General features: G+C 55.0%; 19 protein-coding genes and 1 pseudogene. 10 read left to right on the forward strand and 10 right to left on the reverse strand.

Translation table 11 applies throughout. The features are described 5' to 3' along the window. Positions 1 to 246: 246 nt before the first annotated feature. Entirely contained in the window at positions 247 to 720 is a 474-nt protein-coding gene (locus AC0L7U_RS05840; RefSeq protein ID WP_473694529.1) for a GatB/YqeY domain-containing protein, read from the reverse strand. A 241-nt stretch (positions 721 to 961) separates the two neighbouring features. Between AC0L7U_RS05840 and carA the strand changes: the two genes are divergently transcribed. Further along, entirely contained in the window at positions 962 to 2,179 is a 1,218-nt protein-coding gene (carA, locus tag AC0L7U_RS05845) for a glutamine-hydrolyzing carbamoyl-phosphate synthase small subunit (protein WP_473694531.1), read from the forward strand. A gap of 129 nt (positions 2,180 to 2,308) precedes the next feature. On the opposite strand, the gene AC0L7U_RS05850 is transcribed toward carA, so the two are convergent. Together AC0L7U_RS05850 and AC0L7U_RS05855 are read right to left on the reverse strand one after the other, a co-directional pair. Then, on the reverse strand, positions 2,309 to 2,752 hold the full coding sequence (locus tag AC0L7U_RS05850; protein WP_473694533.1) for a MerR family transcriptional regulator: 444 nt from the start codon (positions 2,750 to 2,752) through the stop codon (positions 2,309 to 2,311). A gap of 742 nt (positions 2,753 to 3,494) precedes the next feature. Next, a complete protein-coding gene (locus AC0L7U_RS05855; protein ID WP_473694535.1) occupies positions 3,495 to 4,574 on the reverse strand; it encodes a helix-turn-helix transcriptional regulator in 1,080 nt (359 codons plus the stop codon). A gap of 538 nt (positions 4,575 to 5,112) precedes the next feature. On the opposite strand from AC0L7U_RS05855, the pseudogene carB reads away from it, so the two are divergent. Next, positions 5,113 to 8,474, forward strand: a pseudogene (gene carB, locus AC0L7U_RS05860) (carbamoyl-phosphate synthase large subunit). Between the two features lie 113 nt (positions 8,475 to 8,587). Then, complete coding sequence (gene greA / locus AC0L7U_RS05865) at positions 8,588 to 9,061, forward strand: transcription elongation factor GreA (protein WP_473694537.1); 474 nt, start codon at positions 8,588 to 8,590, stop codon at positions 9,059 to 9,061. Positions 9,062 to 9,152: 91 nt separating this feature from the next. On the opposite strand, the gene AC0L7U_RS05870 is transcribed toward greA, so the two are convergent. Beyond that, positions 9,153 to 9,635, reverse strand: coding sequence for an Lrp/AsnC family transcriptional regulator (locus AC0L7U_RS05870; protein WP_473695679.1), 483 nt, complete (start codon positions 9,633 to 9,635; stop codon positions 9,153 to 9,155). A 155-nt stretch (positions 9,636 to 9,790) separates the two neighbouring features. Here AC0L7U_RS05870 and AC0L7U_RS05875 point away from each other — a divergent pair, with 155 nt between their 5' ends. Genes AC0L7U_RS05875 through AC0L7U_RS05885 form a run of 3 tightly spaced genes read left to right on the forward strand, consistent with a single transcriptional unit; the run spans position 9,791 to position 12,784 of the window. Further along, positions 9,791 to 10,825, forward strand: coding sequence for a mitochondrial fission ELM1 family protein (locus tag AC0L7U_RS05875; RefSeq protein WP_473694539.1), 1,035 nt, complete (start codon positions 9,791 to 9,793; stop codon positions 10,823 to 10,825). Between the two features lie 54 nt (positions 10,826 to 10,879). Beyond that, the gene (trxB, locus tag AC0L7U_RS05880; protein WP_473694541.1) at positions 10,880 to 11,848 is read left to right on the forward strand and encodes a thioredoxin-disulfide reductase; all 969 of its coding nucleotides are present in this window, start codon (positions 10,880 to 10,882) and stop codon (positions 11,846 to 11,848) included. Positions 11,849 to 11,887: 39 nt separating this feature from the next. Next, positions 11,888 to 12,784 (forward strand): LysR family transcriptional regulator, encoded by an 897-nt coding sequence (locus AC0L7U_RS05885; RefSeq protein WP_473694543.1) that lies wholly within the window; start codon positions 11,888 to 11,890, stop codon positions 12,782 to 12,784. Positions 12,785 to 12,896: 112 nt separating this feature from the next. Here AC0L7U_RS05885 and AC0L7U_RS05890 read toward each other — a convergent pair whose 3' ends face one another. Both AC0L7U_RS05890 and msrP read right to left on the reverse strand, forming a co-directional pair. Beyond that, complete coding sequence (locus AC0L7U_RS05890) at positions 12,897 to 13,409, reverse strand: GNAT family N-acetyltransferase (protein WP_473694545.1); 513 nt, start codon at positions 13,407 to 13,409, stop codon at positions 12,897 to 12,899. Positions 13,410 to 14,039: 630 nt separating this feature from the next. Then, positions 14,040 to 15,029: a protein-methionine-sulfoxide reductase catalytic subunit MsrP gene (msrP, locus tag AC0L7U_RS05895; protein ID WP_473694547.1), complete on the reverse strand. Its 990-nt coding sequence runs from the start codon at positions 15,027 to 15,029 to the stop codon at positions 14,040 to 14,042. A 351-nt stretch (positions 15,030 to 15,380) separates the two neighbouring features. Between msrP and AC0L7U_RS05900 the strand changes: the two genes are divergently transcribed. After that, entirely contained in the window at positions 15,381 to 15,707 is a 327-nt protein-coding gene (locus AC0L7U_RS05900) for a hypothetical protein (RefSeq protein WP_473694549.1), read from the forward strand. Positions 15,708 to 15,826: 119 nt separating this feature from the next. Here AC0L7U_RS05900 and AC0L7U_RS05905 read toward each other — a convergent pair whose 3' ends face one another. The 4 genes from AC0L7U_RS05905 to AC0L7U_RS05920 all read right to left on the reverse strand — a co-directional run bounded on the left by AC0L7U_RS05905 (position 15,827) and on the right by AC0L7U_RS05920 (position 19,074). After that, positions 15,827 to 16,312 (reverse strand): DUF992 domain-containing protein, encoded by a 486-nt coding sequence (locus tag AC0L7U_RS05905; protein WP_473694551.1) that lies wholly within the window; start codon positions 16,310 to 16,312, stop codon positions 15,827 to 15,829. A 231-nt stretch (positions 16,313 to 16,543) separates the two neighbouring features. Then, a complete protein-coding gene (locus AC0L7U_RS05910) occupies positions 16,544 to 17,743 on the reverse strand; it encodes a pyridoxal phosphate-dependent aminotransferase (RefSeq protein ID WP_473695681.1) in 1,200 nt (399 codons plus the stop codon). Between the two features lie 183 nt (positions 17,744 to 17,926). Further along, positions 17,927 to 18,661 carry a PAS domain-containing protein gene (locus AC0L7U_RS05915; RefSeq protein ID WP_473694553.1) on the reverse strand — a complete coding sequence of 245 codons (735 nt, stop codon included), beginning with the start codon at positions 18,659 to 18,661 and terminating at the stop codon, positions 17,927 to 17,929. Beyond that, complete coding sequence (locus AC0L7U_RS05920; protein ID WP_473694555.1) at positions 18,583 to 19,074, reverse strand: hypothetical protein; 492 nt, start codon at positions 19,072 to 19,074, stop codon at positions 18,583 to 18,585. The genes AC0L7U_RS05915 and AC0L7U_RS05920 overlap by 79 nt, the downstream gene beginning before the upstream one ends. A 559-nt stretch (positions 19,075 to 19,633) precedes the next feature. On the opposite strand from AC0L7U_RS05920, the gene AC0L7U_RS05925 reads away from it, so the two are divergent. From AC0L7U_RS05925 to AC0L7U_RS05935, 3 genes are all read left to right on the forward strand, one after another. Then, the gene (locus AC0L7U_RS05925) at positions 19,634 to 19,921 is read left to right on the forward strand and encodes a hypothetical protein (RefSeq protein WP_473694557.1); all 288 of its coding nucleotides are present in this window, start codon (positions 19,634 to 19,636) and stop codon (positions 19,919 to 19,921) included. A gap of 159 nt (positions 19,922 to 20,080) precedes the next feature. Then, positions 20,081 to 20,362: a hypothetical protein gene (locus AC0L7U_RS05930; protein WP_473694558.1), complete on the forward strand. Its 282-nt coding sequence runs from the start codon at positions 20,081 to 20,083 to the stop codon at positions 20,360 to 20,362. After that, entirely contained in the window at positions 20,310 to 20,504 is a 195-nt protein-coding gene (locus tag AC0L7U_RS05935; RefSeq protein WP_473694560.1) for a DUF3775 domain-containing protein, read from the forward strand. Before AC0L7U_RS05930 ends, AC0L7U_RS05935 begins: the two co-directional genes overlap by 53 nt. The last annotated feature ends 229 nt before the right edge of the window (positions 20,505 to 20,733 follow it).

Genomic DNA, 20,733 nt, shown 5'->3' on the forward strand with positions numbered 1-20,733 from the left:
GTTCAACGGCCACACGTCGCGCACTGCGCGCAGGCGGCCAAAGGATCAGGAAGAATGAAAGATAGCAGACGGCACCAGAACCGACCAGCCTGCAAAACCCTCAACGGGAGAACAACAGGCCGACAAGGCGAAACGGCATGACCAGTCTGTTCAGTTGGGAGTGCGGGTAAAGGTGAAGCCACCAGAACAGACAGCTCAATCAGCCGACCGCCAAGCACACCCACATCAAGGCAATCCGGAGATGGCTCAGGTTTGCCCCGGCTTGCCATCCTTGCGAAGCAGATCCTTCATGACACAAGACGCGCGCACGAAGTCCATTTGCCCCGGGTAGCGGGTTTTCAACTCAGACATGCAGCGTCCGATGTCGCGCAAGCCATTCGCGTCAATGTCGCGAACGGTCTTCTCACACAGTTCCGCCATCTCCTCGCCGTTGATCTGCGAAGGGAGAAACTCCTGAATGATCTCGCTCTCGCGCCGTTCCTGCGCGGCAAGATCAAGTTGACCGCTTTCTTCGTATTCGCGGGCCGAAACACAGCGCTGACGAACCATCTTCTGAAGAATATCATTGATATCATCTTCAGATACACCATCGCGCCCTGAGGCCTTGGCCTCGGTGTCCCGATCCTGAATCGCTGCCATCACAAGGCGAAGGGTCGCGACACGGCATCGGTCGTCGGATTCCTTGCAAGCCTTGAGAGCTGAAGTAATTGTTTCGCGCATATCATTCCCCAAAAGGGCCGTGGCAGCAAAGTGACTGAAACGCCCTTCTATGCTACCAGACCCACAGGTTACAACCCTTTGAGATCGAACTCTTCGTTTTGCCTCGTACCGGTTGACGCTTGCCGGGAGTTCCCATAGATTGCCCGCCTTAATGCAGACGGCATTTTGATCGGGATAACGCCCTGCCCCTTTAGCCCCATCTGCAGCGTATGATGTCACCAACAACAGCTGGAAACAAGACATGACGACTGCTGACGCATGGTCTGAAAAACCGGCGACCGCCCTTCTCGTTTTTGCCGACGGCAGAATTATCGAAGGCGAAGGCCTTGGAGCCATCGGCGAAGCGGTTGGCGAGGTTTGCTTCAACACCGCGATTACCGGGTATCAGGAAATCCTGACGGACCCGTCCTACGCTGGTCAGATCATCACATTCACCTTTCCTCACATCGGCAATGTCGGAACCAACGACGAGGACGTCGAAACGGTTGACATGGCCTCACGCACAGGCGTTCGTGGCTGCGTGCTGCACGCCGACATCACTGAACCCTCCAATTACCGCTCTGCGGGCAAGCTTGACGGCTGGCTCAAGGACCGGGGTCTCATCGGCATCAGTGGCGTCGACACACGTGCCTTCACCGCATTCATTCGTGAAAATGGCATGCCCCACGCCGTGATTGCCCATCATCCGGACGGACAGTTCGACAAGGAAGCCTTGCGCAAGCAGGCCGCTGACTGGTCGGGTCTGGAAGGCCTGGACCTAGCCAAGACGGTAACGACGGGTCAAGCTCACCCATGGACAGAAAAGCCGTGGTCGTGGGACAATGGCTATCCCGTTGTCAACGACAGTGACGCTGCTGAGTTCAATGTGGTGGCGCTTGATTATGGAATCAAGCGTAACATCCTGCGTCTTCTGACTGATGTTGGGTGTCGCGTGACAGTTGTACCGGCCACCGCGTCAACTGACGAGATCATGGCTTTGAAGCCGGACGGTATCTTCCTGTCCAATGGACCGGGAGACCCGGCCGCGACCGGCGATTACGCCACTGGACCGATCCGTGATGCGGTCTCTTCCGGCCTGCCAGTCTTCGGCATCTGTCTGGGTCACCAGATGCTGGCACTTGCCCTCGGAGGCAAGACCGAAAAGATGCATCAAGGACACCATGGCGCCAACCATCCCGTGTTTGACCGCATGACCAACAAGGTCGAGATCACCTCGATGAACCATGGCTTTGCCGTGGACATGGCGACACTGCCAGACAGTGTCGAAGAAACCCATGTGTCGCTGTTCGATGGCACCAACTGTGGCATTCGCGTCAAGGGCAAGCCGGTGTTCTCGGTTCAGTATCACCCGGAAGCGTCCTCTGGCCCGCGCGACAGTCATTATTTGTTCAAGCGGTTTGCCGACGAAATGCGTCAGGCGAAAGTCGCAGCGACAGACGAGACTGTTTCAGCCGGATAAGTCCCGGGCCTCGCGGACAAATCCCTGAATACAAAAAAGCCCGGCGAGCTATTCTCTCGCCGGGCTTTTTATTTGAAACTCATCACCACGCCGTCAAAGAATATCTCTTTGAAGCGCGTCTTTTCGTCGTTAGCTTGCCTTGGCCAGGTTGCCGAGCGACGTCAGGACGGAATTGACTTCCTTGACCTGTTCGTCGAGCATCGACTTCTGTTCCATCAACATATCGTACTGGCTCTGGCAAATTGTCTGCAACTCCTGGAACTGCTGCACCCGAGGGGTGTCACTTTCCACGAGCTTGATCACCCGGCGGATTTCCGCAAGCGTCAGACCAATACCCTTTGCCTGTAGGATGACCCGCATACGCGCCACATCCCGACTTCTGTAAAAGCGACGTGCGCCACGACGAATAGGGCTCAACAAGCCCTTTTCTTCATAGAAACGCAGCGTCCGCAAGGTCACGCCATACATTTCCGACATTTCGGAAATGGACAACGGCTCGTCTTGAAAATCCGTCACGACTTCCGGTCCCGCAAGATCGGGAACGGCCACCATGTCCGTAGCTAGTTTGTTCATTGGTTATTTGCCCGCAAGTTGTTTTTATTTGTTGGACGCAATCACCCCACAATGCACATCCGGAAAGTCTAGCCACCTCCCCGATCCGAACATCACCGCAGACCACCCAGCACGCTTCAAAACCGAAACGTTCTCGGCAAAATTCGAAAGAAAACGAAAACTGATCACGTAGATGTTATTATGACATCTACGTCAGGCATTATCATTATCCAAACACGCCATTTTTTTATCTTAAGGCGCTACGAGTAATAAAATATCAGGATAGATACAATAAAAATCATGGCCCAATCGACTTCCTGCATAATCCATCTACGGATCCAGTCAGTAAATTAAACGCAAATGCCTTAAAGAAAAAAATGGTTTACGGAGCATATTTCACATCTATTGTATTTATATTCAGAAACAATGCCTGTATTAAATATACTTAAGCGCATCAAATCATATAAACTACAAAATCATAAAGCCAAAAAAACCAATAAACCTTGGCATTTTTCATGAGCACAGCAAGTGATTAAGCGTTAAATCAAACGAAAATTCTGAAACAAAAGTGAAGTTACATCTTCGGTCTGACATAAGTCTTTTAAATCTGACGAATTCATTTAGTGATTAAAATATTAAGCAAACTCGCAAAAGATGGCACTCTGCCATTTTGCAAGATGCCGTGAAGGAATGGAGGTGATTAGCGGCTGACGTCCAGGTCACATCGAAAGGAAACAGTTTTCGAAATAACGAAACCTGTATTTTACAAATCACTACGATCCTGCTGACGCAGCTGACGCGGCGACACACCGAACCAGCGCTTGGCGGCGCGGGTGAAATTACCTACCGCCGAAAAGCCCAGTCGATAAGCAATTTCAGAGATGGAAATATTGGTGTTTTGCAGAAGCTCCAGCGCCAGTGTCTGTCTCGCTCGGTCATGCAATTGCTGAAAACTGGTCAGATGCTCGGCGAGCCGTCTTTGCAGCACACGCCCGCTCAAGCCCAGCTCCTTGGCCGTTCCTTCAAGCGTTAGATCCGGCAAGGACAGCCGGCGCAAGATGGCATTGCGAACAAGATCAACAAATTCCACCGTCTCGACGCGATCCCCCAACCGTCGCTCGCACAACTCCACCAGCGCGTCATGCAAGCCCTGATCCGCCTTCGGATTTGGTTTCATCAAGGCCTCTAGAGAATAGACGATGCTGTTACGGGCGGCATGAAACTCAACATCATCGCCCAGAAGTCGTCGATGCAGCGAGCGGCGCGCTGGGGCGGGACGCCGCAGGCTGACCTGTAACGGTTCAATGCCCAAACCCGGAAAGGCGTAGTGCATCCGCTGCACATACTCACCGGCAAACCTGTCGGTCAGTTGAAAGGGCTCGACCACATAGGGGGAAAACTCCCAGGAATACCGAAATTCGGTTTCACCAAGCTCGAGGTTGCTCTCGTGCAGATTTAAAGCCGATGTCATGAGCCGATTGATAAGTTGCAACGCATCAAACGGCGTGGCGGCAAACTGACAGGCTTGCATCATCTGCGGCAAGCCACGGCCCTGCGTCGCCAGGCTCCACCGCGCGGCAAACAACGGATCATCAAAGAAAATCGCCAGCCTTTCCAAAAAAAGCGAGTAGTCCTGCAACGATAGAAACGTTCCTAGCCAATTTTCCTGCGCGCCGAAGGAAATACCAAAGCCGGACGCAAGCTGTTGCAAATCCTGACCGATGGACTTGAGATAGCTATCAAGCGACAGCAGAACTCTGCCATAGATCTTCAGGTTCTCGGCGCGAAAAGCATCAAAAACCGGCGCGCCAAGGCGCGTATCGATCGGCACGCCGCCGCTCATAATGCCCTCCGCCAGAAAAGAGTGTAGCGAGAACACTGGTCCATGATCCAAACACCCCTTTCGCGTTTCCGGCCCCATTCTCGGCCCTGTTTGGGGTCCGCTGCAAGTTCGGCTCAGATCTCAGGGCCGGACCGAACGAAGCAGAGACCCTCAGGCAGTCCTGCACTCACGCTCGCAGTCCCCGATGCAAGATAACGACAGTATGAGCGAAGACCCTTGCGACAGTTTTTAGAATCAGCCTCTTCAACAGAATTTGTTTCTCACGTGCAGCGTTCACGTCACACCCCTTATCAAATGCCAGAAGGCATGACCTGACAGCGACACCGCGCCTATATTTTTCCATTTTGCGACAAAAATCCGCCAGTTTTTCGCCCTTCAACGCGGAACGACAGGGCAACCTTGAAAATAAACGCGCTACGGGGTTCCTTCTTCCAGCGCTTTTGCTATAAGACGCGCTCAGCCGACATTGTTATTCAAATCAGGAACGAGCCAGCCCGAAGCCCCCTGTGGTCACATCGGATGGCCGCTGCGAGCCCGAATGCCAAAACGTACTGATCTCTCGTCCATCCTCATCATTGGCGCCGGCCCGATCATCATCGGTCAGGCATGTGAGTTTGATTACTCAGGGACACAGGCCTGCAAGGCACTCCGAGAGGAAGGCTACCGCATCATTCTGGTGAATTCCAATCCGGCCACCATCATGACCGACCCGGATCTTGCGGATGCGACCTACATTGAACCGATCACGGCCGAGACAGTCGCCAAGATCATCGAGAAGGAGCGTCCCGACGCTCTGCTGCCAACCATGGGTGGACAGACCGCACTGAACTGCGCTCTCGAACTCGAAGAAATGGGTGTTCTCGAGCAATTTGGTGTCGAGATGATTGGTGCACGCGCCGAGGTCATCGAGAAGGCGGAAGATCGTGAGAAATTCCGCGCGGCCATGGATGCCATCGGGCTGGAAAACCCACGCGCCACAATCGCCTCGTCTCCGGCCATCCGCGACGCCACCGGCCACATCACCGGCTATGACCGCGCAACCGGCTATGCCTCTGCAATGAAGGCACTGGACGACATCGGCCTGCCCGCCATTATCCGCCCTGCTTTCACCATGGGCGGAACCGGCGGAGGCGTGGCCTACAACCGCGAAGAATTCGAAACCATCGTGCGCTCCGGCATCGATGCGTCCCCGGTTGGGCAGGTGCTTATCGATGAAAGCCTGCTCGGCTGGAAGGAATACGAGATGGAAGTTGTCCGCGACACAGCGGACAATTGCATCATCATCTGCTCCATCGAAAACGTCGACCCGATGGGCGTCCACACGGGCGATTCCATCACCGTGGCTCCCGCGCTGACGTTGACTGACAAGGAATACCAGATCATGCGCGACGCCTCGCTGGCTGTCCTGCGCGAGATCGGTGTGGAAACTGGTGGTTCCAACGTGCAGTTTGCCGTTGACCCTGACACGGGCCGTCTCGTCGTTATCGAGATGAATCCGCGCGTATCGCGCTCCTCGGCACTGGCCTCAAAGGCCACCGGCTTCCCGATTGCCAAGGTCGCCGCCAAGCTCGCCGTCGGCTACACTCTCGATGAACTGGAAAACGACATAACGGGCGGCGCGACACCTGCGTCTTTTGAACCATCGATCGACTATGTCGTCACCAAGATCCCTCGCTTCGCCTTTGAAAAATTCCCCGGCTCCGAACCAACGCTGACCACGGCCATGAAGTCGGTCGGCGAAGTGATGGCCGTTGGGCGTACATTCAATGAAAGCCTGCAAAAGGCTCTTCGCGGCCTTGAGACCGGCCTGAGCGGCCTCGACCCGGTTGAAATCCCAGGCCTCGGTCAGGGCAATGACACCAACGCCATTCGCGCCGCGATCTCCACGCCAACCCCGCAGCGCCTGCTGTGTGTGGCCGAGGCCATGCGCAAGGGGATGAGCCTGGAAGAGATCCACTCTGCCAGCGCCATCAACCCCTGGTTCCTGGAACAGATTGCTGCCATCGTTGCCATGGAAGACAAGGTGCGTGAGCACGGCCTGCCGAAAACGCAGAAGATGCTGTCGAAGCTGAAGTCGATGGGCTTTTCAGACTCCCATCTGGCTTCGCTCACAGGGCAAAACGAAGAAGTCGTCACCAAGTTGCGCCAGGATCTGGATGTGCATCCGGTTTATAAGCGCATTGACACGTGTGCGGCGGAATTCGCCTCCCCAACCGCTTACATGTACTCGACTTACGAGACGCCATTCATGGGCGCTCCCGCCTGCGAATCCAACCCGACAGATCGCAACAAGGTCATTATCCTGGTGGTGGACCCAACCGGATCGGCCAGGGCATTGAGTTTGATTACTGCTGCTGTCATGCGGCCTTCGCTTTGGAGGAAGCCGGCTACGAAACCATCATGATCAACTGCAATCCGGAAACGGTCTCAACGGATTACGACACCTCGGATCGTCTGTATTTCGAACCGTTGACGGCAGAAGACGTGCTGGAAATCGTCCGCAAGGAACAGCAAAACGGCACATTGCATGGCGTGATCGTACAGTTTGGCGGACAGACGCCGCTGAAGCTGGCTCAGGCCCTCGTCAAGGCTGGTGTTCCAATCCTGGGCACTTCGCCCGACATGATCGATCTGGCTGAAGACCGCGATCGTTTCCAAAAGCTCTTGACCAAACTTGGTTTGAAGCAGCCGGAAAACGGCATTGCCTATTCCGTTGAACAGGGGCGCCTGATTGCAGGTCGCCTGGGCCTGCCGCTGGTCGTCCGTCCCTCTTATGTGCTGGGTGGCCGGGCCATGCAGATCATCCGGGACGAAGAGGCCCTCAACAACTATCTGCTTGGCACGTTACCGGAGCTGGTCCCCGGCGACATTCGCGCCAAATACCCGAACGACAAAACCGGGCAGATCAACACGCTGCTGGGCACCAACCCGTTGCTGTTCGACCGCTATCTGGACAACGCCATTGAAGTTGATGTCGATGCGCTGTGCGACGGCAAGGACGTTTTTGTCTGCGGCATCATGCAGCACATCGAGGAAGCGGGCATTCACTCCGGCGACAGCGCCTGCTCGCTGCCGCCCTACTCGCTCAGTGACGATGTCCTTGCAGAGTTGAAACGGCAGACCAAAGCCATGGCTCTGGCTCTTGAGGTCGGCGGCCTGATGAACGTTCAGTTCGCCATCAAGGGCGGTGAAATCTACGTGCTGGAAGTCAACCCGCGCGCCTCGCGTACCGTCCCCTTTGTTGCCAAGACCATTGGCGATCCGGTTGCCAAGATCGCTAGCCGCATCATGGCTGGCGAAGCTCTTGCGTCCTTTGGACTAACGGAAAAGAAGCTCAATCACGTAGCTGTGAAAGAAGCTGTCTTCCCATTTGCCCGCTTCCCCGGCGTTGATACCATTCTGGGGCCGGAAATGCGTTCCACCGGCGAAGTCATGGGCTTGAGCGATGCTTTCCCACGAGCCTTTGCCAAGTCGCAGATCGCCTCTGGCACCAATGTGCCAACGTCTGGTACCGTCTTCGTGTCGATGCGTGACGATGACAAGGCTGGTGTTGTTGAAGCTGTCAAGCTTCTGGAAGACAACGGTTTTCGCATTCTGGCGACCGGCGGCACGCACATTTATCTGCGCGAGCAAGGCGTCAAGTCAGAAAAGATCAACAAGGTTCTGGAAGGCCGTCCGCACATTGTCGACGCCATCAAGAACGGTGAAATCCAGCTGCTGTTCAACACGACTGAAGGCGCTCAAGCCATTCTCGACAGCCGTGAAATGCGCCGTGCTGCCTTGCTACAGAAGGTGCCCTATTACACAACCTTGGCGGGTTCCGTCGCGGCTGCAAAGGGTATCGTCGCAAATAAATCAGGTAGACTTGATGTGAGGGCTTTGCAATCTTACTTTAGCTAAGGCTATTATGTTTGGAAACCAGCCGGGAAAGCATCAAGGCTTTCCCGGCTGGCCTTTTTTGTGTCACACGGCCTCCCACGGGAGACTTAAAGAAAGCTGAAGGGCAAAGACCCATGGAAAAAGTTCCGATGACTGGCGCTGGCCATGCGAAGCTGCAGGAAGAACTGAAGCAGCGCACGAGCATTGAGCGCCCCCGTATTGTTGAAGCAATTTCGGAAGCCCGGGCTCATGGCGACCTGTCGGAGAATGCTGAGTACCATGCAGCCAAGGAAGCCCAGAGCCATAACGAGGGCCGAATTGCCGAGCTGGAAGACAAGCTTTCCCGCGCCGAAATCATTGATGTGAGCCGCCTGTCCGGCGACACCATCAAGTTTGGCGCCACAGTGACGCTGATCGACGAAGACACGGAAGCCGAAAAAAAATACATGATCGTTGGCGACGTGGAATCCGACGTCAAACAGAACCGTATTTCCATCTCGTCTCCTATCGCCCGTGCGCTGATCGGCAAGACCATCGGCGAAAGCGTGGAAGTTGCAGCACCTGGCGGTGCGCATTCCTATGAGATCGTCAACGTTCAATTCATCTGAACGATGGCTGCATCGCAGAGCAAATAAAAAAGGCCAGATCCTCGATCTGGCCTTTTTCCAATCAGAACACTCGCAACAATGCTTTTCCAGGTCAGCGCAAGGCTGCCTCTTCGATCGGCACCATTGGCTCGTCTTTATTTTTGCGGATCGTCAGAGAGGTGCGAACACTGTCCACGTTGGTGGTGGCCGTCAATTCACGAATGACGAAATTCTGGAAGCTCTGCAAATCGGGTGTCACGCATTTCAGCAGAAAATCGACTTCGCCCGACAGCATGTAACACTCACGCACGATCGGCCAGGTCCGTACCTTCTCGTCAAAGGCGATCAGGTCGGCTTCCGTCTGGCTGTGCAGCCCAACCATGGCAAAGGCCGTGACATCGTAGCCAAGTTGTTTTTCGTCTAGCAGCGTACGGTAGCCGAGGATCAGACCGGCCTCCTCCAGCGCCCGTACACGACGCAGGCACGGCGGCGCGGAGATCCCCACACGTTTCGCAAGTTCGACGTTGGTCATGCGCCCGTCGTTTTGCAGTTCATAGAGGATTTGCCAGTCAATGGCATCAAGACGCACTTTCAAAAAACTCTCCTTGGCCATGACAGCCCCATTCGTGCCGCACCCGACTGCTTTGTCAGTCGCACCACACCGCAAGATCGTACGCACCTGTTGATCGAAAATTTCAGGCGCAAATATGTTTCTTTGCGTGTTTGTGCAAGACTATAACAAGTTTGCGCATGAATCGAAAAGAAATCGCCTGTGAACCGCTTGAAGGACACAACTTCCTTGGCCAACTCCCCCTTCTCTGCTGGGTCCTGACCGACGGCAAGGCCGGTGACGAAAATCAATGCATGGGGGTTGCCGAGGCCCTTGGGGCACAGATCGAACGTCGTCACGTCAAGCCGCGCAAGATCTTCGCATGGTGGATGCCGCGCGGCCCTATTGATCCCAAAGATGCGCCCAACAAACCGGGCAGCCCGCTGGCGCCACCTTTCCCAGATGTGGTCATTGCGTCAGGCCGCCGGGCCGTGCCGTATCTGCGAGCGCTGAAGAAAGCCTCGCATGGCCGGACCCTCACCGTATTCCTGAAGGATCCCCGCACAGGGCCACGTGCAGCAGATCTCATCTGGGTGCCTGAACATGATGCGCTGCGCGGCGCAAACGTAATGGTTTCCCCCACCGCTCCGCACGCATTTTCACAACAACGGCTAGAGAATCTACGACACGCGCCATTTGCAGAAATTGATACCTTGCCCGGCCCCAAGGTCGCTGTACTAGTAGGGGGCAACAGCCGACACCACACATTTTCGGCGCAGGATATTACTCGCTTTCTGTCAGGCCTGAGAGCCTTCCAGAACAATGCCGGCGCCCACTTCTTGATGACAACATCACGGCGGACGCCAGCGGAGTTGACGCAAGCCCTCTCGGTTTTTGCTCGTGAAAACGGACATTTGCTGTGGGATGGATCCGGTGCCAATCCTTTGCCAATCTATCTGGCGAAGGCAGACGCCCTTGTGGTCAGCGCCGATTCGACCAACATGATTGGCGAGGCCGCAGCCACAGGTCGACCTATCCATGTGTTTCACCCAACCGGTGGGCACGCCAAGATTTCGCGGTTTCTGGGGACTTTACAGGCCTGCGACATTATTCACCCCTTCCCCGGAGACTTGAAAACAACTACCTACGAACCGTTGGATTCAACACCGTGGATTGCAGCGGCGATCAAAACAAGACTGGCAGTTGGCGAAGATACTGCGCTGTCGGACACTTGAAACAGCGGCCCTGTCGGGCTGTCTTTCGAAACGAACGAAACGAGTGAAGATCTCATGACCACCAAGCGGACAAAGCTCCTCATCATCGGCTCTGGTCCGGCAGGCTACACAGCCGCCGTTTACGCTGCGCGTGCCATGGTCCAACCTGTTCTCGTCGCGGGCATCCAGCCCGGTGGCCAGTTAACGATCACCACAGAGGTGGAAAACTACCCGGGCTTCGCCGATCCCATCCAGGGGCCCTGGCTGATGGAGCAGATGCAGAAGCAGGCCGAAAACGTCGGTACGGAAATTCTCTACGACACCATCACCAAGGCTGATCTGTCCAAACGGCCTTTCCGGCTCGAAGCAGACAGCGGCACAGTCTATGAAACTGATGCGCTGATCATTGCCACAGGCGCGCAGGCGCGCTGGCTTGGCCTTCCGAGCGAACAGGACTTCATGGGTGCGGGCGTTTCCGCCTGTGCCACCTGTGACGGCTTCTTCTACCGCGGCAAGGAAGTGGTTGTCGTCGGTGGCGGCAACACGGCTGTCGAAGAAGCGCTTTATCTGGCCAATCTGGCCAGCAAAGTGACGCTGGTTCATCGTCGTGACACTTTGCGCGCCGAAAAGATCCTTCAGGACCGGTTGTTTGCCCATCCGAAGGTCAACGTTGTGTGGGACCATGCCGTGGATGAAATCCTTGGTGGCGGTATTCCAAAGTCAGTTACCGGTGTGCGCCTGAAACACACGGAAACCGGCGAAACGCAAGATCTGGCAACAGATGGGGTGTTCATCGCCATCGGCCACGCGCCGTCGGTGGAGCTGTTCCAGGGGCAACTGGAAATGAAGGCAAACGGGTATTTGCAAACTGCGCCGGATTCCACCAAGACATCAGTACCCGGTGTGTTTGCGGCTGGCGACGTGACCGACGACATCTATCGTCAGGCTGTCACGGCGGCGGGCATGGGCTGCATGGCGGCTTTGGAAGCAGAACGCTATATTTCTGAAATCGAATTAATCGAAACGACGGAACCGGCGGAGTAACCTGCACCGCACCGGGCAAAACAGAACCAGAGGCATGATATGGATTGGGACAAACTGCGTATCTTCCACGCTGCGGCACACGCTGGCAGCTTTACGCATGCCTCCGATGCCTTGAACATGAGCCAGTCGGCTGTCAGCCGTCAGGTCAGCGCTCTGGAACATGAGCTGGGTGTCGCCCTCTTCCACCGTCACGCCCGCGGGCTGCTGTTGACCGAACAGGGCGAACTGCTCTACCGCACCACCCGCGATGTGCTGATGAAACTGGAGGCGGTGCAGGGCCGCCTTACAGACACCAAGGAAAAGCCGTCAGGCGTCTTGCGTGTCACCACCACGGTGGGCCTCGGCTCAACTTGGCTGACCTCACGCATGACTGATTTCATGGGTCTTTATCCAGACGTGGATCTGGAACTGCGCGTCAATGACGATGAACTGGATCTCAACATGCGCGAGGCTGACGTTGCCATCCGTCTGCGGCAACCGACCCAGCCCGACATGATTCAGCGCAAACTTTTCCGCGTGCATTTCCATGTTTATGCCTCGCCCGACTACCTCAAGCGCTATGGCACGCCCGAAGAGCTGGACGAGTTGGACAAGCACCGCATTATCACCTTCGGGGACTATGCGCCTGAATATCTGCGCCAGATGAACTGGCTGGCAACCATCGACCGTCCGAACGTCGAACGTCGACGTTCTTCGCTCAAGATCAACAATCTTGTCGCCATGAAGCGAGCTGTTCAGGCTGGGGCCGGGATTGCCATTCTGCCGACCTACATCATTGAAAAAGGCAATAACCTCGTGCCGATCCTGCAATCGGTGCAGGACGAATTGCCAACCTTCGATACTTTTTTCACCTACCCGGCAGAATTGCGCAACACCGCCAGGATCACCGCGTTTCGCGACTTTCTGGTCAGCAGCGCAGAGAATTGGACGTTCTGACGTCTCGGTTCAAACACATCCAACTCGCGTTGTCTTCCTGTCAGAACGGGTTCTGCGCTCAACAAGACACGGCTCGGTAACGGGGCGGACAGACCGACTTGGCGTCCGCGTGTTATTGAGGCGTCTCTCTGTCATCCAGGCGCAACTGCATGAACACCAGATCCAGCCACTTGCCGAATTTCGCACCGACCTGTGGCAAATGACCGGTTTGTACGAACCCGAGTTTTTCATGCAGCACGATAGAGCCGGTGTTTGAGGCTTCGATCGCCGCGACCATAACGTGCTTGCCCTGCCGCCGCCCAGCTTCCAACAACGCTTCCATAAGCTTGCGCCCGTAGCCATGTCCGCGCTGTGCTTCGTGGACATAGACCGAGTGCTCAATCGTGTGCCGGTAGCCATCGTGCGGCCGATATGGGCCATAGGTGGCATACCCCAGCACCTTGTCTTGTGCGTCAACACCCACAAGGATGGGAAAACCATCCTTCATGCGCTGCGTCATCCAGGCTTCCCGATCGGCGACATCCACCTCGATCTCATTCCAGATTGCCGTCGAATGACGAACCGCATCAATATAAATTTCCCAGATGCCTGGAGCATCCTTGATGGTCGCCTGTCGAATCTGCATGCCTCAACCCCGTTGCTAACGTTTCAAAATCCTCCTAGGACGATTTGGAAGCGCTGTCCATGGCAGGAGAACCTTCCACACAGCAGCTCAAGGGCAAGACATGACGAGAAAACTATCTAGGACTGCTTGGTCTAGACGGCCAAAAAATAAGGCACCTTACTCAGTCGCCGACCGCCGTTGCACTTGCCAGCGTTTCAGACCCGCCTATATTTTAAACACCTAATAGGCATACAAAATTTACACATTGAGAAAAGAAACAATGAGTTTGAATACTGCATTGCAAAAACAGCGTTAAACATCTGGCTGAAAATATAAATTACTTATTAATTTCAATACTTTAATCGAAAAAACACAAGCCATTCCGTTTTTGCATAGCTGAAATGCATAGATGCCTCTTGTATTGGCAGCTTGTGCAACGCATATAGGCATTACTGTTGATGTTCAGGCAGCGCACCTTCCTCCCAGCGCTGTCTTTTCTATCAGCTGTTCCCCTCTGGAAGGTGATTCCACTGCTTTTTTTTGCAGTGAATCAAATAACTGCCGGGTCCTCGGACCCGGCTCTTTTTTTGTCTGGATGGATGCGAAACACGGCTATGGCCGCTCTCGTTCAAGACGGTCCAAGCAACGCCTTTACCGGTACAACTGCTCACCCTTGATGTTCTTGTAGAGCGAAGCAACCTGCTCTTCATAGCCATTGAAAAGCTGCGTCGGCTGGCGCTCCCCTGTCCCCAGAACACGCTCTGTGGCCTGGCTCCAGCGTGGATGCGGCACCTTCGGGTTGACGTTCGCCCAGAAGCCATATTCAGACGGCTGCAAATTCTGCCACATACCGACCGGGCGCTCTTTGACGAAGCTGATCTTGACGATCGACTTGATCGACTTGAAGCCATACTTCCATGGCAAAGCAATACGCAGCGGCGCGCCGAATTGCTTCAATAGCGGCTTGCCGTAAACGCCTGTCACCATAAAGGCCAATTCGTTCATCGCCTCATCCATGGTCAGTCCTTCGACGTAAGGCCAAGGATACCAGCTCTGGCGCTGGCCCGGTGCGATCTTGGGATCTTCAAAGGTCTCGAAACGGACGAACTTAGCGCCTGAGGTGGGCTCTGCCTTCTTGATCAGTTCTGCCAGCGGGAAGCCGGTCCATGGCACAGCCATCGACCAAGCCTCAACACAGCGATGGCGATAGAGGCGCTCTTCCAAGGGCATTTCCTTCAGAAGATCATCAATGGCGATCTTGCGCGGCTTGGCCACGAGCCCGTCGATCTCAACGGTCCAGGGACGGATAGGCAAGGCCTGCGCCGCATCGGCGATTTCCTTGTCAAAACCGAACTCGTAGAAATTGTTGTAATGCGATGTGATTTTTTCAGGCGTGATCTTGCGATCCAGAGTGAAGGCCGGGTTCCGCTTGGCTGGATAAAGACCCACACTTGGGTCTTCTTCTGCGGCCTGCGCTGTGGAGATTGCTTCGCCAGACAAGAACGCGCCGCCAAGGCCCGTGGCAGCAGTCATGCTGCCAATGCCAAGCGCTTGCATAATCCGCCGACGATTTAGAAAGATCTCCTCCGGCGTGACCTCATTCTCTCGAATTTCCCACGACCGTTTGTTCCTGATATGCATTGCGTGCTCCTTAAGCCGCCAGCGTCCCCCGCACATAAGAGTAGCGCTGATTCTCACAGCATCAAGGCGGCACAGCCAGCAAAATCGAGACACATTCTGACCCGGAGTTCAACCTTAATGCTTGAAACATTAGGGTTTCTGCCGAAAACACTCCAAGCGGCAAGAGAACTCATTACTCAACATTAACGAATATTCATGATAAAACCGTGGCGAAATCGCAAAAGCGACGCAAATCTTCCATCACAAAATCTCAATCTCACGCAATCTTCACGATGTCTTGATCGAGCGTCTGAGGCCAGATGACGACAAGTCCCGCTCCCTGTGAGCGCCCTTTTTTCTTATGAGGACATCATGAATCGTTTCGCTTTGAAACACTCCGGCAAATCCATTCTGAAAGCTCTGGCACTGCCGCTCGTTCCGCTCATCGCTCTCTCCGTTGCAGCACCGACATTCGCCGATGCCGCGACGGCCAGCACCAGCACAACTGCATCCACCATGCAGAAGCCGGCTCACAAGCAGGTCGTAAAAAAGACCACGCACAAGAAAGTCGCTGCCACTCATAAGAAGGCAGCTCACAAGATGACCAAAAAGGTCACTCACAAGAAAACAGTTTGCAAGACGGCAGGTCAAAAGAACTGCATTGCTGCGACCAAAAAGCCGATGGCAAAGAAAAGCTGATTTGAAAACATGGACCTTCGCCAAAAACAGAGGTCCATGTCAGATATAAAAAAGGGCCGGCGAAACGCCGGCCCAGTTCAAGACGGTATCATTTAAGGGCTAAAGTAACCCTTGGGATTTCAGCTGGCGCTTTTCAGGGTCAGCTGAGCAATTGCAGCGGTAACGTTCGTGCCATCCTGAGCCTGACCACTAAGCGGATTCAAGGCGAAGGACTTGTGCAGGCCACCGACGAGAGCATTGGCCTTCACGCCAGAGCCGAGCGACGCGCCAGCCTGTACGCCGAGATAGTGACCTGCAAGGGCACCGCGGTTCACGTCAGTTGCCGGAGCGACGACGCCCCAAACAAGCGTGCCTTCCTTGACCGGGCCAAGATCAACACCGATCTTGTTCACTGTGCCTGTGTAGAACTCACGATGACCACCACCTTTTGGCATGTAGGTGCAGGACAGCTTCGACTGAGCGACAACGATGTAGTTGGCGTTTTCAGCAACCTTGCAAACGAGCTTGCCAACCTTGACACCCGGTCCGGAACTGGCGGCGAAAGCCGGCGTTGCGAGGACAGTCAGTGCGAGGGCGGAAGCGGCGTAAGTGGCAAAGCGTTTCATCATTCTGCTCCTAAAATTCTTTTCGGTCGTTGTGTCTGAGTTCAGCCGTCAAAAGTGACCACGACCGGCTCGTTTTCTTCCCTGCTTCGTCTCGGTCAGGGATTGGTGAGACAACAAGGAGGCGGCCTCTTTGGTTCCAAAAAATTCACGAACGCACGTCTCCGGCTTTGCCTCAGGCACAAAAAAAGGGCGGAAGATTCCGCCCTTTTCAGATCATTCGTGCCGTTTGAACTATTTCAGATTTCCGCAGAACCGCTGAATGCGCGTGCAGGCTTCTTCAAGCGCCTCGGTTGAAGTCGCATAGGAAATACGGAAGTTCGGACCCAATCCGAACGCTGACCCATGCACCACTGCAACGCCCTCTGTTTCCAGAAGCTCAGTAACGAAGTCCTCATCGGTCTCAATAACCTTGCCCGATGGAGCGGACTTGCCAATCGTCCCGGCACAGGACGGGAAGACGTAGAACGCCCCTTCCGGAACAGGACAATGCAAACCATTGGCCTGGCTCAGCATGGAGACGACCAGATCACGACGCCCCTTGAAGACTTCATTGTTCGTCTTGATGAACTCCTGCGGCCCGTTCAGTGCTTCCACGGCGGCCCATTGAGCGATTGAGTTCGGGTTCGAGGTGGACTGAGACTGCACCTTTGCCATGGCCTTGATGATTTCGGCCGGGCCACCGGCATAACCAATGCGCCAGCCGGTCATGGCATAGGCCTTGGAAACGCCATTGACGGTCAGCGTGCGCTCCAACAACTGCGGTTCGACCTGCGCAGGCGTGGTGAACTCGAAATCGTCGTAGACGAGATGCTCATACATATCGTCGGTCAAGATCCAGACATGAGGGTGCTTCAACAGAACATCCGTCAAGGCTTTCAACTCATCACGCGAATAGGCCGCACCAGACGGGTTGGACGGCGAATTGAAAATAAACCATTTGGTCCGCGACGTGATCGATGCTTCCAGCGCATCGGCCGTGATCTTAAAGGTTGTCTGATCGGCTTCAACCACAACCGGCTCACCGCCAGCCAGAAGCACCATATCCGGGTAGCTGACCCAATAAGGTGTCGGGATCAGAACTTCATCACCCGGGTTCAGTGTCGCAACCAGCGCATTGTAGAGAACCTGCTTGCCGCCGGTACCGACCGAGATCTGATTCGGCTCGTAAGACAGACCGTTTTCTCTCTTGAACTTGGCGCAGATCGCAGCCTTCAGTTCTGGAATACCGTCGACCGCAGTGTACTTCGTCTTGCCGTCATTGATCGCAGCAATGGCCGCAGCCTTGATGGTTTCTGGCGTATCGAAGTCCGGCTCACCGGCCCCCAGACCGATGATGTCACGGCCTGAAGCTTTCAATTCGCGGGCCTTGTTGGTCACAGCGATGGTGGCAGACGGTTTAACGCGCGCCAGCGAGTCGGCAATAAAGCCCATTAGATCCTCCATGGGATGATAGGGAATTTCCAAGCGGCGAGACCGTAGTCCGCGCAGAAAACCGGCGCAAGTGGGCACCTGCGCATAGCGCGTAAAAAGACGCATTTCACGCTTATCTGAGGCTTGAATGGCAAATTGGTCAGGATCTTCGCCCGCAGCAGCCAATCTCCATAAGATAACAGATCAGGACCGCGCTTCCAGAAGCATATTCTGCGCCTCACCATCATCCAGCAAGGTCACCTTCAACCGCTTCTTCTTGGTCTGGCCGTTGAGGCTATTAACGGCCACCGACACGGGCGCATCTACCCCCTCCTTGGCCGCTTTCAACAGTTCCGCATAACTGCGCGGGTGAAGCAGTGTTTCTGTCACCGGATGATCCGTCATCGCCTGACGGGTAAGGTGATAAGTCTTCATCGCGGCCTTGTTGGCCGCAACGATCATGCGGTCCTTGGTGTTGACCACAACCATCGGCGATCCGCAAATTTCGAAAACACGCCCGAAATCGAAATCACCGCTGATCAACCCGCCAGAAAACAGAGCGCCGCCAAAGCTGCCCGAGATCAGGAAATACATGATGCTGTAATTCATCTCGATACGCTCGCCCGACGCGAGCGTGAATTTGGCACGGCCCGATGCACTGGCACGACGGGCCAGAGATTCCAACACCAGAGACGTCAGAGATCGGCCAACCCGTTGCATGACGTGCGCGATATTGCGCCCCAGAATAAGACTGGCGTCGCGAATTTCAAAGTTCTGCAAGAAGCCTTCGCTGGCAAAGCGCACATAGCCGAAATTGTCGACGAGAAAGACAACCCGGTTCGAATTTGCGACGAAATGCTTCAAGATAGGAGCAAGGCCGAGTGCGATCTGGCCGCCACCGTGGTTCTCACCAATGGAGGGGAAACACATGGCCAGCATGCGTCCGTCGTCCATTTCATAACGATAGGCAACAAACGGGACGCCAGGAATGCGATGATCCGGACTGCCGCCAATATCATATGGTCCGGACCGACCATTGGTAATTGCTCCTGGATCAGACGAAGAACATTCTTGCGATCTTCAGTGCGTAAAAGGCGCAGTGCTTCTGTTGACGAGGCGGACCTCAAACCTTTGACTTCACTGTTGAAAGTCTGGCTACCCACTTCCTGCCAAAGGATGGTCTTGTTGCGGATATCGGCCACAAAGAACTGAAGGCCAGCCAGCGTAAGCGCAGGTTCCTCTGCCACATCCGCAATATCCAGATCATCGTCTGAAGGATTTTCAATCTGGCCTCGAGCAGGACTGTCGTCTGAATTTTTCGTATGCTTTTTGGCGGCCTGTGCGGTCATCATGGGGTCCACTTGAACAACTGGACTTGAAAGCGTCCATTTGGATCACGGTAACTACAGTTTCCAAAAAAGTTATAAAGATCGAGACGTTGTGCGTCATTTTTGCGAGCTGGCGATCATGGTCCAAAAGCACATGGTTAATCAAGTCTGAGCGCCTTCGGCGTCGGTCACAATGAAGCCATGAAATAAAACGCCCCGAGCCGTTTTGTCGTCCAGCGCAAGGCCCAATCAACCTGCACTCTTTGCCTCATCAGAGACGGACACGTCATTGGAGGCAGGTTATGACGTTGTTACAGAGACTATATGAAGCATCGCGGCGGAATCGGTTGTGTTCTCTGAGTACATTTCGCTGGACAGTCAGCGTCGGTTTAACCGGCACCGCCTATGGCTTTGCCCTGATCAACGGACAAAGCCTGCTCTTTCCCACACTGCTCATGGCCTTCTTCATCATGGCCTCGGTTACACGTTCGCTCGCCCGCCATTTGGCGCGCGATCTCACGGCCGCAAACAACGCCCTTTCTCTCAGGCGGCGAGTTTTCCTCCAGACAGAGGACCGGTGGTGATGGTGTCGTCAGACAATTTCCCCAAGCTCAAACGGGAAACCAGCCTGCTGCGCTCCTTGAGCCAATTGATTGGCACCGTGAGCGTTGGCGTAGCGCTTGCGATCGTCTTGATCGCAGTCGCGGCGATCGCTCCAAGTGCCACTGCAGGACAAGAGGCACGCCTCCTGACGCAGGACCATGTGGCAAGCGCCAACTCTGACTGGTTACCGGAAACAGTGCGGCCAGATCACATGACTTTCCACATCGCAGGTTTGACCGGAAAGACCCGAGTTCGGGCAAACGGATAAGCGGCCAGCCGACAAAAATATCAAATGCTCTTCGCAACGAATCTGCTCCCGACAGGTTGCTTTCACATTGGCCAGTGTGACCGGATAGCTGCTTGAGACACCTCTCCAGACTTTCCGCTTGGCCGCGTCTTCGTAATCCTTTTGATGAGGGAGGGCCACATGCCTGCGGAATTGACTATCTCTACTGAAACCGTGCGGTTTGCGGCCGAGAAGGCCCGGAATGTTTCGATGGCTCAAGAAGAAGATTTCGAGACGCAAGACGATGAACATGACACAGTCGACTTCGACGATGACGAGTTGAATGACAATCATGCACACGATGGTCTTGCGGACGAAGAGACTGAAGATTTGTCGGAAGACGAATTGCGCGAGTTGATTACCGACCTCAATGTCGACGAGGCTGCCGAAATGGTCGCCCTCACCTTGGCTTGGGCGTGGTGACTATGAAGTCGCAGAGTTTGACCAGGCCGTCATAGATGCGCGAGAGCGCTCCGAGCAGGATCAGTCCACTGCTGATTATCTTCTCGGCATGCCCCTTTTGGCGGATTATCTGGAAGCGGCCCTCGACGCCCTCGACATGTAAATTCCGGCTGCGGCCAAAAGGGATAAGTGATCGGCCGTTCACATGTGCGGGTGCCCCTAAGGGTGTGTCCTTCGCGGACGCGCCACCCTCACGGCACGATCACGCCCGCAAGGTGCTCCCGGTCTCGGGTGCGCCTTGCGGTGTATTGATGACATGCAACTTTCGCCAGAATGATACGGCGTCCCAAAGTTGACGCAATGGAGTGGTTTAGGCATAGGGTGCCGTGTAA

The organism is Roseibium sp. 10G30-5 (assembly GCF_055809635.1).

Excerpts from the sequence above, each read along its gene's own strand:
- AC0L7U_RS05925 (WP_473694557.1), top strand. The coding sequence starts at position 19,634 with ATGGTGTCGTCAGACAATTTCCCCAAGCTCAAACGGGAAACCAGCCTG.
- AC0L7U_RS05885 (WP_473694543.1), top strand. The coding sequence starts at position 11,888 with ATGGATTGGGACAAACTGCGTATCTTCCACGCTGCGGCACACGCTGGC.
- AC0L7U_RS05890 (WP_473694545.1), bottom strand. The coding sequence starts at position 13,409 with ATGCAGATTCGACAGGCGACCATCAAGGATGCTCCAGGCATCTGGGAA.
- AC0L7U_RS05850 (WP_473694533.1), bottom strand. The coding sequence starts at position 2,752 with ATGAACAAACTAGCTACGGACATGGTGGCCGTTCCCGATCTTGCGGGA.
- AC0L7U_RS05900 (WP_473694549.1), top strand. The coding sequence starts at position 15,381 with ATGAATCGTTTCGCTTTGAAACACTCCGGCAAATCCATTCTGAAAGCT.
- AC0L7U_RS05905 (WP_473694551.1), bottom strand. The coding sequence starts at position 16,312 with ATGAAACGCTTTGCCACTTACGCCGCTTCCGCCCTCGCACTGACTGTC.
- trxB (WP_473694541.1), top strand. The coding sequence starts at position 10,880 with ATGACCACCAAGCGGACAAAGCTCCTCATCATCGGCTCTGGTCCGGCA.
- AC0L7U_RS05855 (WP_473694535.1), bottom strand. The coding sequence starts at position 4,574 with ATGAGCGGCGGCGTGCCGATCGATACGCGCCTTGGCGCGCCGGTTTTT.
- AC0L7U_RS05935 (WP_473694560.1), top strand. The coding sequence starts at position 20,310 with ATGTCGACGAGGCTGCCGAAATGGTCGCCCTCACCTTGGCTTGGGCGT.
- AC0L7U_RS05930 (WP_473694558.1), top strand. The coding sequence starts at position 20,081 with ATGCCTGCGGAATTGACTATCTCTACTGAAACCGTGCGGTTTGCGGCC.
- carA (WP_473694531.1), top strand. The coding sequence starts at position 962 with ATGACGACTGCTGACGCATGGTCTGAAAAACCGGCGACCGCCCTTCTC.
- greA (WP_473694537.1), top strand. The coding sequence starts at position 8,588 with ATGGAAAAAGTTCCGATGACTGGCGCTGGCCATGCGAAGCTGCAGGAA.
- AC0L7U_RS05875 (WP_473694539.1), top strand. The coding sequence starts at position 9,791 with ATGAATCGAAAAGAAATCGCCTGTGAACCGCTTGAAGGACACAACTTC.
- AC0L7U_RS05910 (WP_473695681.1), bottom strand. The coding sequence starts at position 17,743 with ATGGGCTTTATTGCCGACTCGCTGGCGCGCGTTAAACCGTCTGCCACC.
- AC0L7U_RS05840 (WP_473694529.1), bottom strand. The coding sequence starts at position 720 with ATGCGCGAAACAATTACTTCAGCTCTCAAGGCTTGCAAGGAATCCGAC.
- AC0L7U_RS05915 (WP_473694553.1), bottom strand. The coding sequence starts at position 18,661 with ATGCTGGCCATGTGTTTCCCCTCCATTGGTGAGAACCACGGTGGCGGC.
- msrP (WP_473694547.1), bottom strand. The coding sequence starts at position 15,029 with ATGCATATCAGGAACAAACGGTCGTGGGAAATTCGAGAGAATGAGGTC.
- AC0L7U_RS05920 (WP_473694555.1), bottom strand. The coding sequence starts at position 19,074 with ATGATGACCGCACAGGCCGCCAAAAAGCATACGAAAAATTCAGACGAC.